Source organism: Caballeronia sordidicola (assembly GCF_001544455.2).
In the GTDB taxonomy this organism is placed as follows: Bacteria; Pseudomonadota; Gammaproteobacteria; order Burkholderiales; family Burkholderiaceae; genus Caballeronia; species Caballeronia sordidicola.
This window is the reverse complement of the sequence record NZ_FCOC02000033.1, coordinates 36,662-49,649: the sequence shown is the minus strand read 5'-3', so window position 1 is coordinate 49,649 and position 12,988 is coordinate 36,662. Positions and strand designations below refer to the sequence as shown.

12 protein-coding genes are annotated in these 12,988 nt (G+C 59.4%); 6 read left to right on the top strand and 6 right to left on the bottom strand.

What is annotated here, in order from left to right; genetic code table 11:
* The first annotated feature begins 223 nt into the window (after window positions 1–223).
* Window positions 224–1,837: an NAD(P)/FAD-dependent oxidoreductase gene (locus tag AWB64_RS29330; protein WP_060858923.1), complete on the top strand. Its 1,614-nt coding sequence runs from the start codon at window positions 224–226 to the stop codon at window positions 1,835–1,837.
* A gap of 12 nt (window positions 1,838–1,849) precedes the next feature.
* Here AWB64_RS29330 and AWB64_RS29325 read toward each other — a convergent pair whose 3' ends face one another.
* Window positions 1,850–2,968, bottom strand: coding sequence for a mannitol dehydrogenase family protein (locus AWB64_RS29325; protein ID WP_060858922.1), 1,119 nt, complete (start codon window positions 2,966–2,968; stop codon window positions 1,850–1,852).
* A gap of 8 nt (window positions 2,969–2,976) precedes the next feature.
* Window positions 2,977–3,999: a zinc-binding alcohol dehydrogenase family protein gene (locus tag AWB64_RS29320; RefSeq protein ID WP_060858921.1), complete on the bottom strand. Its 1,023-nt coding sequence runs from the start codon at window positions 3,997–3,999 to the stop codon at window positions 2,977–2,979.
* A gap of 174 nt (window positions 4,000–4,173) precedes the next feature.
* On the opposite strand from AWB64_RS29320, the gene AWB64_RS29315 reads away from it, so the two are divergent.
* Window positions 4,174–4,881: a FadR/GntR family transcriptional regulator gene (locus AWB64_RS29315; RefSeq protein ID WP_060858920.1), complete on the top strand. Its 708-nt coding sequence runs from the start codon at window positions 4,174–4,176 to the stop codon at window positions 4,879–4,881.
* 64 nt (window positions 4,882–4,945) lie between these two features.
* On the opposite strand, the gene AWB64_RS29310 is transcribed toward AWB64_RS29315, so the two are convergent.
* Window positions 4,946–5,266, bottom strand: coding sequence for a hypothetical protein (locus AWB64_RS29310; RefSeq protein ID WP_060858919.1), 321 nt, complete (start codon window positions 5,264–5,266; stop codon window positions 4,946–4,948).
* A gap of 452 nt (window positions 5,267–5,718) precedes the next feature.
* Between AWB64_RS29310 and AWB64_RS29305 the strand changes: the two genes are divergently transcribed.
* Window positions 5,719–6,624: a class I SAM-dependent methyltransferase gene (locus tag AWB64_RS29305; protein ID WP_082850677.1), complete on the top strand. Its 906-nt coding sequence runs from the start codon at window positions 5,719–5,721 to the stop codon at window positions 6,622–6,624.
* Here the strand turns inward: AWB64_RS29305 and AWB64_RS29300 are convergent.
* Together AWB64_RS29300 and AWB64_RS29295 are read right to left on the bottom strand one after the other, a co-directional pair.
* Window positions 6,614–7,168: a DUF1415 domain-containing protein gene (locus AWB64_RS29300; protein WP_060858918.1), complete on the bottom strand. Its 555-nt coding sequence runs from the start codon at window positions 7,166–7,168 to the stop codon at window positions 6,614–6,616. The genes AWB64_RS29305 and AWB64_RS29300 overlap by 11 nt on opposite strands.
* On the bottom strand, window positions 7,165–7,815 hold the full coding sequence (locus tag AWB64_RS29295; protein WP_060858917.1) for a TetR/AcrR family transcriptional regulator: 651 nt from the start codon (window positions 7,813–7,815) through the stop codon (window positions 7,165–7,167). The genes AWB64_RS29300 and AWB64_RS29295 overlap by 4 nt, the downstream gene beginning before the upstream one ends.
* A 138-nt stretch (window positions 7,816–7,953) precedes the next feature.
* Here AWB64_RS29295 and AWB64_RS29290 point away from each other — a divergent pair, with 138 nt between their 5' ends.
* Complete coding sequence (locus AWB64_RS29290; RefSeq protein WP_060858916.1) at window positions 7,954–9,237, top strand: MFS transporter; 1,284 nt, start codon at window positions 7,954–7,956, stop codon at window positions 9,235–9,237.
* 127 nt (window positions 9,238–9,364) lie between these two features.
* Window positions 9,365–9,961 carry a nitroreductase family protein gene (locus AWB64_RS29285; RefSeq protein ID WP_060858915.1) on the top strand — a complete coding sequence of 199 codons (597 nt, stop codon included), beginning with the start codon at window positions 9,365–9,367 and terminating at the stop codon, window positions 9,959–9,961.
* 42 nt (window positions 9,962–10,003) lie between these two features.
* Here the strand turns inward: AWB64_RS29285 and AWB64_RS29280 are convergent, their stop codons facing one another.
* Complete coding sequence (locus AWB64_RS29280) at window positions 10,004–11,482, bottom strand: MFS transporter (RefSeq protein WP_060858914.1); 1,479 nt, start codon at window positions 11,480–11,482, stop codon at window positions 10,004–10,006.
* Between the two features lie 196 nt (window positions 11,483–11,678).
* On the opposite strand from AWB64_RS29280, the gene AWB64_RS29275 reads away from it, so the two are divergent.
* Window positions 11,679–12,929: an Hsp70 family protein gene (locus tag AWB64_RS29275; RefSeq protein WP_060858927.1), complete on the top strand. Its 1,251-nt coding sequence runs from the start codon at window positions 11,679–11,681 to the stop codon at window positions 12,927–12,929.
* The last annotated feature ends 59 nt before the right edge of the window (window positions 12,930–12,988 follow it).

The window sequence follows — 12,988 nt, the reverse complement described above, 5'->3', positions numbered from 1 at the left end:
TCAGGCTCCCCATTCGCTGAAATACACTCAGCATAAACGCAAAAACCCCACCCAACTCGGTGGGGTTTTTGCGTTTATAGACCGGATAACTTCAAACATACAAGCAACATACAAGCTACGCCGGAATCTATCCGTGCATCCGTATGCCAGCTTCCACAGTATCAACACGCTAAAATAGCGTCTCTGCCCGCAATCCAGGGCGTCTGCAAAAAACCAGGTCCACATGTTACGTCTAAGCGAAATCAAGCTTCCGCTTGAGCATTCGGAAAGCGAGCTTGAGTCGGCTATTCGCTCACGCCTCGCGCTTATTCATGTTCCGTCCGAAAGCCTCATCCGCTATACGGTGTTTCGTCGTGCGCATGATGCCCGGAAACGCTCCGACATCAAGCTCACGTATATTGTCGATGTGGACGTCGAGGATGAGACTGCAGCACTTCGCTATCTAAACGATCAGCCGCATTGCTCCGTCACGCCCGACATGGCGTACAAGTTTGTGGCCAAAGCGCCAGAACATATGACATCGGCGAGACCCGTCGTGATTGGCATGGGGCCGTGTGGGTTGTTCGCCGGCCTGATTCTCGCGCAAATGGGCTTTCGTCCCATCATCCTGGAGCGAGGCAAGGCGGTTCGCGAACGGACCAAAGACACTTGGGGCCTTTGGCGGAAAAACGTGTTGAACCCCGAGTCGAACGTTCAGTTTGGCGAGGGTGGCGCCGGTACTTTTTCCGACGGCAAGCTGTATAGCCAGATTAAAGATCCCAAGCACTACGGCCGCAAAGTACTCGATGAATTCGTGCTCGCCGGCGCGCCGGAGGACATTCTCTATTTGAGCCGGCCGCATATTGGTACGTTCAGGCTGGTCGGTATGGTCGAGAAAATGCGCGCGACCATTCATCAGCTCGGCGGTGAAGTGCGGTTCGAGACGAGAGTCGAAGATATCGAGATCGAAAACGGCAAGGTCCGCGGACTGACACTTTCCAACGGTGAAACCCTGTCCTGCAATCACGTGGTGTTATCAGTTGGACATAGCGCACGCGACACTTTTGAAATGCTGCATCGTCGTGGCGTCTATATGGAAGCAAAACCCTTTTCGTTAGGGTTCCGGATCGAACATCCGCAAGGCCTGATCGATCGGAGTCGATTCGGGAAGTTCGCCGGGCACAAGCTGCTGGGTGCAGCGGACTATAAGGTGGTTCATCACTGCAGCAACGGTCGAGCGGTTTATAGCTTTTGCATGTGTCCGGGCGGAACGGTGGTGGCCGCAACCTCAGAGCCCGGTCGAGTCGTAACGAACGGAATGAGCCAGTATTCGCGAAATGAACGCAATGCGAATGCGGGCATTGTCGTTGGAATTACGCCGGAGGATTTTCCGGGTGGTCCGCTTGCAGGTATCGCGTTTCAGCGGCAATGGGAAGAACGGGCGTTCGAGCTTGGTGGCGGTGACTACTGCGCACCGGCGCAATTGGTCGGCGATTTCATCGCGCGGCGTGCATCGACAGCGCTCGGTTCTGTCGAACCGTCTTATAAGCCTGGTGTGCGCATGACCGACCTGAGCACGGCTTTGCCCGATTACGTGATCGAGGCGATTCGCGAAGCGCTGCCTCAAATCGATAAAAAGATTCCCGGCTTTGCCATGCATGACGCCGTGCTGACAGGCGTGGAGACGCGCACGTCGTCGCCAATACGCGTGCGGCGCAAGGACAATTATCAGAGCATGAATGTGGACGGGTTGTACCCAGCGGGCGAAGGCGCGGGGTATGCCGGCGGCATTTATTCGGCGGCTATCGACGGGATTGAGGTCGCCGAAGCGCTGGCGCTCGACATGATGGCGAAATAATTCGCCGCGCGATCACGCCAGCGCAGCTACGAGCCACCGCTGCTCGATATTCAGCCCGAGTTCGCGCGCGAGATCGATCGCTGGTTTAAACCGGCGTTGCTTTTTCTCGAGGTGATTCCGCGCGATGTCCGCCAGCCGATGATCGAGGAAGGGATTCTCGAACCGGTCGCGGACATCGAGGAGATAAGCGCGTGCGGCGTCTTGCTTGCCGAGGGCGGCGAACACAGGCAGCACTTCTTCTTGCCACACCGCCTCCAAAATCTCGCGCCATGCATTGTTGCGCATGGCGTTCAGAACGTTCATATCGGCGGGAGACTGATTGGCGAGCCAAAGTTCAGCGAGCACCGTGTGGCCAAGATTCAGCAGCAGTAGCTTGAGCCGCTCGTAGTGCGAAAGCTCGTTGGTGAGCACAATGTCCTTGTGCTCGCACGGCAGGATCATGTTTTCCTGGCGTTCGATTGCCCACAGCGCATAAGGCTCGGCGATAGCGCCGACCGGATAAATGGGCTCGGACACGATCCGATCTACAAGTGAATTAATCCAGACGCAATCGTGCTGAAGATAGAGCATGAACGCGTCGTTTGCGTGCCATTGCCGTGCAATGCCGATTACCGCGTCACGTAAAGTATCGCCGTTATGCGAGATCAGTTCACACGGCAACAATGTGATCGGCTCACCGCCTGCGATAAACCTGTTATGCAGTAACACAGCGAGCTTTGCCGGAAAACCGCGCGGGGCAGCGTAACCTTCGAATCCACGAGAAACGTCCTCGCTAAAGGAAACGTAGCCCGTGTCGCCTGTGTTCGACACGATGACTTTCACGTCATGCCGAATGCGGTCACGCAGCGTTGGCCAGTCATCGTCGGCCGTTAGCGCTTCGGTGATCGCGTTGCAGTGCACGGTTGAATCGACGGTCGTATCGGCTTGCCTGCCTCGGATTCGCACGGGATAAACGTTCGAAGCACGCAATGCGTTGATCCGATTCCGGCTCTCTACGTTCGATGTACTTTGCACAACGGTGATGCAACCAAGCGCCTTCGGCGGTTCGCATCGAAGCGCTTCAGCGACAAACAAGTCGACGTGCGCCTGGAGAAAACGGCTGGTTCCGAATTGCAGAATGGGATTGCCCATCAATGCACTCAACACTCGACCAGCGCCTTGATCACACCCGCGGATGGATCCAGTAGCTTCGGGAAATCACGCGGTACGTCGCTGAGTTGCAGCGTGTGAGTGTTGAGCGCGGCGGTGGGAATCAGGCCCGCGCGCATGGCGGTCAGCACGGTTTCGAAGTCGTCGGGCGTGGCGTTGCGGCTCGCGAGCAGCGTGGTCTCACGCTTGTGGAACTCGGGATCGGCAAACGAAATGCGGTCGCGAACAATCGATATCAACACGTATTTGCCGCCGTGCGCAACGAATTCCAGGCCGCGTTCCATGGCTTTGACGTTGCCGGTGGCATCGAAGACGATATCGAAGAATTCGTGATCCGTGAATTCTGCAAGCTGTTTGGCGTCGGTCGCGTTGCCTGTGGCGTCCAGATGCACGATGTGATCGGCACTTAGTTGCGTCTCGCAGAACCGCAGCCGATCCTCGCGGCCATCGAGCACCGTTACCTCGGCGCCGCGCAGCTTTGCGAAAATCGTTGCTGCCATGCCGATAGGACCAGCGCCTACCACGAGCGCCCGCTGCTTGGACTGAACGTCACCACGCGCGACGGCGTGCGCGCCGATGGCGAGGAATTCGATCATCGCGGCCTGATCGAGCGTGACGCCATCCGCTTTGAATACGAATGCTTGCGGCACGGCGAGTTGTTCGACGAAACCGCCATCCGTGTGCACGCCGAGGACGCGAATGTTCATGCAGCAATTGGGTTTTCTTGCTCTGCACGCAATGCATTTTCCACACGCGAGATAAGGCATCACGTAGACCTGATCGCCTTTTGCGACGCGCGCGCCGACTGGCGCCGATTCGACGATTCCCGACAACTCGTGTCCCATCACGCGCGGATAAGCGAGAAACGGCTGGTTGCCCGTGAAAATGTGCAGGTCCGTACCGCAAACGCCGACACGTCTAATGCGAATCAGCACGTCGTCGGGCCCCGGCTCTGGGGTCGGCCGATCGATCAGAACGAGCGAGCCGGGTTGTTCGCAGATGACAGTTTTCATGGTTGAATTGTTTTGGCCTTACCAGAATGCATGTTAGTTTCGTAAAAGTGAATTGGTCAAGCCAATTAGTCCGCAATACGGGTTTGGCCTGACCATTCAGCTCGGCTATGTTTAGAATTCACGCGTTCGGCCGGCAAAAACGGCAGGCGAAATTTGCAAAACCAAGGAAACCTCGTGGCTGGCAAACCCATCGAAACACGCCGTCTCTATCTTCAGATCGCCGATAAACTGCGCGCGCTGATCGACGACAAAGGTTTCGCGCCGAACGGGCGCCTGCCGTCCGAGCGTGAACTGGCCTTGATGCTCGGCGTCTCGCGGCCATCGGTGCGCGAAGCGCTGGTGGCGCTCGAACTGGAAGGGCGCGTGGAAATCCGGATGGGATCGGGCGTCTATATCTGCGCTGCGCCAGCGCCGGGTTCACGTCCGGGCGTGCTCGCCGATACGGAACTCGGTGAAAGCCCACTGGAGATCACGACGGCGCGCATGGTGATCGAAGGTGCGATTGCGGCGAGCGTTGCGGCATTTGCCAAGCCGAAGGCCCTCCGGGCGCTTCGCGACATCTACGAAGACATGGCAAAGCAGGTCGCGAACGGTCAGATTCCGCTTGCCGCAGACCGCGCGTTTCATTTGGCCGTGGCGCAAATGTCAGGCAACGACGTGCTGGTGCGCACGGTGGCAAGTCTTTTCGATGAGCGGCATAGCCCACTGTCATCGACGCTGCGTGGGCACTTCGAAGGGGAAGAAACGTGGGCGGACGCGTTGAGCGAGCACAAGGACATACTCGATGCGCTTGAAGCCCGCGATGCAATTCAAGCTCAGGCTTGCATGCAGCGTCACCTGAAAGCGTCCTACGAGCGGCTGATGACGCGCCGCAAGCATTGAGAAGTTTGCTTCAGGCCAGGCGAGGCAGAAACCGAACTGGCCACAGTACCGCCTAGCCTGCGCATCAACCGGGATAAGCTTCGTCGACTTTCAGCCCGGCGAGCTTGAAGATCACGCGCAGCGTTTGCGGAGCGATCTCGCGGCGCGATGCAAGCGTGGTGAGCACGAAGTCCATGACCTTGGCGTACTTGAGCATTGTCAGGCACGTTTCCATGTCGGTGGTTCCGTCGCGCATGGCTTCTGCAAGCCGGAGCATTTCACCGGAAATTTCTCGGGCCATTTCCAGTTCCAGTTGTTGCTTTTCGCTCCATTCCGGCAATGCGGTGAGCTTCGCGAGCATTTCTTGAAACTGCTGTTCGGCCTTGCTGTTTCGGATTGGGTCCATCGCCGTCCTCATTTCGTTCGCGTGTTCCCTTGGGAACTCGCCTTGTGTGCATGGGTGTTACGTAACAGGCCGCGCGTGGCGACGAGATCCGGTTTATCTCGCCGGTCATCTGTCATCGGTCAATCGCGCTCGCCTTGGTACAAGTTTGTTGCTGGCTACGTGTCGCGGCTTTTGCCGTCGTTGCGTCCATCCGTCCCGTTGATTGTCCCGTCTAAATGCACGAAATGTTCCATCTGAAACCGGTGCTCCCGTCAGGTCGAACGGGAGTGTCGAACGCTTACCAATTCCTGACGCTGCGTTCTGCGGGAGCGTCTCTGCGCTTTTGGGTAAACTTGCTCATTTGCATCAATACAACCAGCGGTTAGCGCACACTTCCGCGCACTTCGCGTGAAAACATCCACGGAACTTTCCGCGGAATCCGCCGCCACCAGAATCACTACGGTATCCAGACGATGGCAAAGAAGTCCCGGGCGCCGAACGCGCCCATCGCATCACCGGATTCGTCCGATCAAAAACCGCAGGCTAGTCCGGCGAGCGACAAGCACGAGATTCGCCCCGGACAATCCATCGAACTTTTGAAGGAGCTCCACATCCTTACTCGCGACGGCAAGATGAATCAAGACAGCCGCCGCAAGCTGAAACAGGTCTATCACCTGTTTCAATTCATCGAGCCGTTGCTTGCGGAAATTCATGCAAAGCAGGGATCAGTGACGCTGGTCGATCATGGCGCGGGCAAGTCTTTTCTTGGCTTTATTCTCTACGATCTGTACTTCAAAGCTCTGCGCGATCGCTCACATATCTTTGGAATTGAGACGCGCGCGGAACTGGTCGAAAAGTCGGAGGAATTGGCCGCGCGGCTGGGCTTCGAAGGCATGTCGTTCGTGAATCTGTCGGTGGCCGAATCAATTACGTCAGATCGTTTGCCTGAAACCGTGGACGTCGTGACGGCGTTGCATGCATGCAATACCGCGACCGACGACGCCATTCATTTCGCTTTGCAGAAGAAGGCGAAAACGATCGTGGTCGTGCCGTGTTGCCAGGCGGAAATAGCCGCTGTTCTACGCAAGAACAAAGGCCATTCGTTGTCGAAAAATGTGCTGACGGAAATGTGGCGGCACCCGCTGCATACGCGCGAATTCGGCAGCCAGATCACAAACGTCCTGCGATGCCTGCAACTGGAATCTCATGGATATCAAGTCAGCGTGACGGAGCTCGTCGGCTGGGAACACTCGATGAAAAACGAGCTGATCATTGCGCAGTTCAAGGACTTGCCGCGAGGAAAACCCGCGCAGCGTTTGTCCGATGTACTCGAAACGCTCGGTCTTGAAGAGATGCGCGAGCGTTTCTTTACGGCTTGATGCCGGCGCCGCGCGCCATGTGTTCCTGCCAACCGGCGTGCCCTAGACGACGCAGCGTCGCCATGTTGCGCTCATAGATATCGGCGGCGTCCGGGAAGGCGTCGACTGCGCGTTCTATGCTCGATTCACGCAGCAGATGAAAGATCGGATAGGGCGCGCGGTTCGTGAAATTTTCGATGTCGCCGGGCGCGGCGTCATCGAATTGATAGTCTGGATGGAAACTCGCGATCTGTAGTTCACCTTCAAGCCGGAGCTGTTTCAAGAGGGTATCGGCGAAATGGAGCGCGTCGTTGTACTCAGCAAAATCGGCCAGCGCGTGTGGAACGATCAACAACGTGGTGTCGGTTTTTTCCGGGGCCGTCTCGGCGAGATATTTCAGTTCGGTTTCAAGATCGGCCAGCACGTCTTCGAAGGTGCGCGCCTCGCTCACCGCGTAGCGGATCTGGTCCTTCACGTGCACCGACTTCGCGAACGGACACAGATTCAGCCCGATGACCGCGCGCGTGAGCCAATGCCGCGTTGAATCGATAATTTCGTGATTCATTGTCCTGCCTTGCTTTGAGCGCACGCAGCGCGAACCAGCATTTCCGCCGTGAAGGGCGCACTGCGCATCGCGCCGCAACCAGGCCCGAAAGTCTGGCTCGATGCATAGATGCCCTCAACCAGCAGCGCGAGCGAGTCGGCGAGCAGCTGGGGATCGGCCGCGTTCGCTGCCGCCGATAACTCCGTCAGCCGCCCGATCAGATAAGCCTTGTTGCGCGCAACCGATACCCGCGCCGGATGCTCGCGATCCGCGAATTCGCACGCCACGTTCACAAACGGGCATCCGCGATAATCCGGCCGCGATGCGCGCTCGACCAGATCCGCGATGCTTTGCACGAGCGCTTTGGCCGGCTCTCCAGGATGCTTCGCAATGCTGCCTTCGACTCGATCCCTGAATCGCTCGTCCATGCGCGTGAGGTACGCGACCACGAGATCGTCCTTCGATGAAAACTGCCGGTACACGCTCATCTTGTTCACGCCGGCGCGTTCCACCACGGCGTCCACGCTGATGGCGCGAATGCCGTCGCGATAAAACAGGCGTTCCGCCGCGTCGAGCAGTTGCTCCTGCGCGGTCGCGCCGTCCATGTGCCGGCGCGCGGGCTTTTTATCGGCGATAGTGTTTCCAGTCGATGCTCGTACCACGCTCATAACCTCTGAATCCGAAGGGATTCTTGACATGTTACCGATCAGTCACTAAGCTCGCAACCTCAATGTGACTGAACGGTAACGTTATGGGTGTGTGAACGTCGTCGGTTGCGCAGAAAACCACAAAAAATCGGAGCGAACATGAATTGGGCAGCACGGCGGCTTTCGGGCCGCATGCATTACGCGTGGATATCGGTGGGCGTGGTGTTTTTGGTGCTGCTCGCCGCCGCGGGCACGCGCGCAACGCCAAGCGTCATGATGTTGCCGCTCGAGCAGCAATTCGGCTGGAGCCGCGCCACGATTTCGCTGGCGATATCGATCAATCTGGCGCTGTACGGGCTGACCGGACCTTTCGCCGCCGCCGCCATGCAGCGTTTCGGCGTGCGCCCGACCGTGCTGGCCGCGCTCGCAACACTGGCAACAGGCGTGGCATTGTCGTCCCTGATGACAGCTCCCTGGCAGATGGTGCTCATCTGGGGCGTGCTGGTTGGCGGCGCCACGGGCGTTGCGGCCATGACGCTGGCGGCAACGGTGGTCAATCGCTGGTTCACGACCCATCGCGGCCTCGCGATGGGCATTCTCACCGCGAGTTCGGCGACCGGCCAGCTCGTGTTCCTGCCGGTGCTCGCGGCGATTGCCGAGCATTTTGGCTGGCGGCCGGTGGTGCTCGTCGTGGCCGCCGCTGCCGCGATCGCGTTGCCGCTGGTCGCTTGGCTGCTGCCAGAACGCCCGTCGGATCTCGTGCTGCGTCCGTTCGGCGAACCTGCCGATGCGCCGCCGCCGATTCCTGTCGCACAAAAGAATCCGATCACACTCGCGTTCGGAACGCTCGGCATGGCGAGCAAGACGCGCGACTTCTGGCTGCTGGCCGGAAGTTTTTTCATCTGCGGGGCGAGCACGAATGGGTATATAGGCACGCATCTGATCGCAATGTGCGCCGATCACGGCATGAGCGAAGTGCAGGGCGCGGGGCTTCTCGCGGCCATGGGCATCTTCGATCTTTTCGGCACGACACTTTCCGGTTGGCTATCCGACCGCTTCAACGCCCGCGTGCTGCTTTTCTGGTACTACGGCTTGCGCGGGTTGTCGCTGATGTTCTTGCCGCAGGCGTTCGGTATCGATTTTTACGGCTTGCCGGTGTTCGCCGTGTTCTACGGACTCGACTGGGTCGCCACAGTCCCGCCGACAGTCAAGCTCGCCACCGATGTCTACGGCAAGGAATCGGCGCCTATCGTGTTTGGCTGGGTGGTAGCGGCGCATCAGCTTGGCGCGGCGTTCGCGGCGCTCGGCGGCGGAATGCTGCGCGCGAGTCTCGGCACCTACACGGCGGCCACCATGATCTCGGGCAGCTTGTGCATTGTCGCGGCCGTGATGGTATTGCGGATCAACAGGGCGTCGCGGCGCGTGCAGGCGGTCGCGACGTAACGGTTCGAAATGGCGACGAATTCCGTGCTGCAGCACGGGTTGGCGGGCTTGGTTATCCTATGGTTCTCGCGGCACAACGCACACGCGCCGCGCATCCCAATTTTCGCCAACTCGACCAGGATTTCGTATGACAGAGAAACTCGCGCCTACTGAAGTTGCTATTGACCCGTTGCTGGCCGGCCGATGGAGCCCCCGGGCGATATCGAACAAGGCCGTGAGCCGTGAACAGTTGCATAGCGTTCTGGAAGCGGCGCGATGGGCGCCGTCTTCGTACAACATGCAACCGTGGCGCTTCCTGGTGTTCGATCGCAGCCACGACAAAGCCGCATTTGACAAGGCGTTCGCGACGCTCGTCCCGTTCAACCAAGGCTGGAACGCCAACGTGCCGGTGCTGGTTTGCGTGCTGGCGAAGACCTTGACACCGAAGGGCGAAGTGAACCGCACGGCGCCTTACGACGCGGGCGCAGGCGCATTGTCGCTGACATTGCAGGCGCATTCGCTGGGTCTGGTGGCCCATCAGATGAGCGGCTTCGATACCACCGCGTTCCGCGAGACTTTTTCGCCGCCGGACGACGTGGAAGTCATCGCGATGATCGCCGTCGGCCATCCCGGCGATCCAGCCACGCTCGACGACGCATTGCGCGAACGTGAACTCGCGCCGCGTGCGCGCGTGGCGCTCGGAGAAATAGCGTTCGATGGCGCCTGGGGCAAGGCGTTCAAATAAGCGTTGCGGCGTGTCTCCCGGCGCTGGTCGTCCGGGGACACATCAATCTTCCGCCGACGACAGCGGCCGCGCCACGTCCTCCAGCGACTTGCGCTCGGCCGATACACCCCAGACTCCCGCCACGACTGCCGCCAGCACCATCAGCGCAGAACCGATCAGATAGCCCGTGAACACGGCGCCGCGTTGATGGGTATCTATGAGTCGTCCGAACAGCGCAGGCCCCACAATGCCGCCCAGCGCTGTCCCAAACGCATAAAAAATTGCGATGGCAAGCGCCCGGATTTCGAGCGGGAACGTTTCGCTGACGGTGAGATACGCCGAACTCGCCGCTGATGATGCGAAAAAGAAGATCACCATCCATGAGATTGTCTGCGTGGTGCTCGTCAGCAAACCTTGCTCGAACAAATAACCGCTGATGGTCAGCAGCACGCCGGATATGCCGTAGGTGAAGGCGATCATCTTGCGCCGGCCGAGTACATCGAAGAGCCGGCCGAGCACGAGCGGCCCGAGGAAATTGCCCGCCGCGAAGGGCAATACGTACCAGCCGATGTGATCGCCGGGCACGTGATAGAAATCCGTCAGCACGAGCGCGTAGGTGAAGAAGATCGCGTTGTAGAAAAACGCCTGCGCGGTCATTAGCGTCAATCCGACCAGCGAGCGGCGCCGGTGGGCATGAAACAGCGAATGGAATACCTCGCTAAGCTTGGTGTGATCGCGCGCGTGCAGACGCAACGGCTTGATGGGGTCGGAGCGGAGCGTCACGCCATGCTCGCGGAATTTCCCCTCGATGCCTTCCACGATGTCCCGCGCCTCATCCACGCGATTATGGGTAATCAGCCAGCGCGGGCTTTCGGGCACCCACATGCGCATGAAAAGAATCATCAGCCCCAGAATCGCGCCGATCAAAAAGCACGCGCGCCAGCCATAATCGGGCGGCAGCAGCCCCGGATCGAGCAACACGATCGACCCGGCGGCGCCCAGGCCCGCGCCGACCCAGAACGTGCCGTTGATCGCCAGATCGGTCCAGCCGCGCACGCGGGCGGGCGTGAATTCCTGGATCGTGGAATTGATGGCGGTGTATTCGCCGCCGATTCCGGCACCTGTCAGGAAACGGAACAGCACGAAACTGACGAGATCCCACGAAAACGCGGTCGCGGCCGTGGCCGCCACGTACAAGAACAGCGTGATGAAAAAGAGTTTGCGGCGTCCGAGCCGGTCCGTCAGCCAGCCGAACCCGAGCGCCCCGGCCACCGCGCCGGCAATGTACGCGCTGCCGGCAATGCCGACATCGGCATTTGAAAACTGCAGCACGTGGCTCGACTTGAGCGCGCTCGCCACCGCGCCGGCGAGCGTGACTTCGAGCCCGTCAAGCAGCCAGGTAATGCCGAGCGCCGCCACTATCAGCGTATGAAAACGTCCCCACGGCAGCCTGTCGAGCCGCCCGGGAAGATCCGTTTCGATAATCTTGCCCGCCGTCTGGTCGTCTCGATGAATGTCAGGTGCCGTTGTGGTGTCGTTCATGCAGTTCGCCGGGAACGTGGGAAAAACCGGCGGGATGCAAGCCGGTAGAGCACTAATTACCGGCTTTTCGAGCAAAAAGCGTACCGTCGCCGATGTTTTTGATTGCTGGTTGAAGTGCGGCGCGTTACGTGCTAAAAACGCGCTCCACTTTTTGTTTGCGATGCCCGGCGCGGTTCACGCTGGCGTGGCTCACCTCATGACTTATTGCGCGATCGATTTCGGCACGTCGAACTCAGCGGTCGCATTGCCCGACGGGGCGTCGATCCGGCTTGCTCCGGTCGAAGGCAACGCCACGACGCTGCCCACCGCTGTCTTTTTCAACACTGACGAGAACGAGCAGGCCTACGGGCGCGCGGCGCTCGAGGCGTACATCGACGGTTTCGACGGCCGTCTGATGCGTTCCATGAAAAGTATTCTCGGTTCGCCGCTCGCCGAGACCAGCACGGACCTGGGGGACGGTTCCGCCATCCGCTACGTCGACGTCATCACGCTGTTCCTCCAGCATCTGAAGCAAAAGGCGCAGGCCGTTGCGAGCGGGCCGATCACACGCGCGGTGCTGGGGCGCCCGGTGTTTTTCGTCGATGACGACCCGCGCGCCGACCAACTGGCGCAAGACCAGTTGCAGGCCGCGGCAGAAGCCATTGGCCTCAGGGACATCCACTTCCAGTACGAGCCGATCGCCGCGGCCTTCGACTACGAAGCCAGCCTCACAAAAGAAGCGCTGGTTCTCGTCGCGGATATTGGCGGCGGTACGTCCGATTTTTCGCTCGTGCGCGTCGGGCCGGAGCGGGCCGAAAAATTGTCGCGTAAAGACGACGTGCTGGCCCACTATGGCGTCCACGTAGCCGGCACGGACTTCGACCGGCGCGTCGAACTCGCGACGGTCTTGCGCGAACTTGGCTATCAATCGATAGCGCCGGAAGGCCGCGAAGTGCCGAACCGCGTCTATTTCGATCTCGCCACGTGGCATCTGATCAACACCGTCTACGCGCCCAAGCGCGTAGGCGAACTCCAGCTCATGCGCCATCTCTACAGCGATCAACGCCACCACGACCGGTTGATGCGCGTCGTTGACCGGCGTCTGGGCCACGCGCTCGCCTCTCATGCGGAAGCTGCGAAGATCGATGTGGCTGCCGGTGGCGAGACGACGATCGGCATGGAGGAAGTGGAAGAGGCGCTGCGTATTGGTTTTACCGCGCAGCAACTCGTCGACGCAGGTCTGGAGGAGACGCGACGGATTGCGCAGGCCGCCGAGGAAACCGTGCGTCGTGCCGGCATTGCGCCAGCCGATGTCAGCGCTGTCTACTTTACGGGCGGCTCAACTGGACTAAGCTTTCTCTCGCAGTCTATTTCCAGCGCATTTCCGCAAGCAGAAGCGGTATTCGGCGACCGGTTGGCAAGTGTGGCGACTGGACTCGGTATTTATGCGCGCAAGTTATTCGGTTGATCGGTATTATTTTCTATATCCGAAATCTGAAACAATTTAAAGTAAAATCTCAATAAGCG

Coding starts and splice junctions, on each gene's coding strand:
- AWB64_RS29330 (WP_060858923.1), top strand. CDS start 224: ATGTTACGTCTAAGCGAAATCAAGCTTCCGCTTGAGCATTCGGAAAGC.
- AWB64_RS29325 (WP_060858922.1), bottom strand. CDS start 2,968: ATGGGCAATCCCATTCTGCAATTCGGAACCAGCCGTTTTCTCCAGGCG.
- AWB64_RS29320 (WP_060858921.1), bottom strand. CDS start 3,999: ATGAAAACTGTCATCTGCGAACAACCCGGCTCGCTCGTTCTGATCGAT.
- AWB64_RS29310 (WP_060858919.1), bottom strand. CDS start 5,266: ATGGACCCAATCCGAAACAGCAAGGCCGAACAGCAGTTTCAAGAAATG.
- AWB64_RS29305 (WP_082850677.1), top strand. CDS start 5,719: ATGGCAAAGAAGTCCCGGGCGCCGAACGCGCCCATCGCATCACCGGAT.
- AWB64_RS29300 (WP_060858918.1), bottom strand. CDS start 7,168: ATGAATCACGAAATTATCGATTCAACGCGGCATTGGCTCACGCGCGCG.
- AWB64_RS29295 (WP_060858917.1), bottom strand. CDS start 7,815: ATGAGCGTGGTACGAGCATCGACTGGAAACACTATCGCCGATAAAAAG.
- AWB64_RS29290 (WP_060858916.1), top strand. CDS start 7,954: ATGAATTGGGCAGCACGGCGGCTTTCGGGCCGCATGCATTACGCGTGG.
- AWB64_RS29285 (WP_060858915.1), top strand. CDS start 9,365: ATGACAGAGAAACTCGCGCCTACTGAAGTTGCTATTGACCCGTTGCTG.
- AWB64_RS29280 (WP_060858914.1), bottom strand. CDS start 11,482: ATGAACGACACCACAACGGCACCTGACATTCATCGAGACGACCAGACG.
- AWB64_RS29275 (WP_060858927.1), top strand. CDS start 11,679: ATGACTTATTGCGCGATCGATTTCGGCACGTCGAACTCAGCGGTCGCA.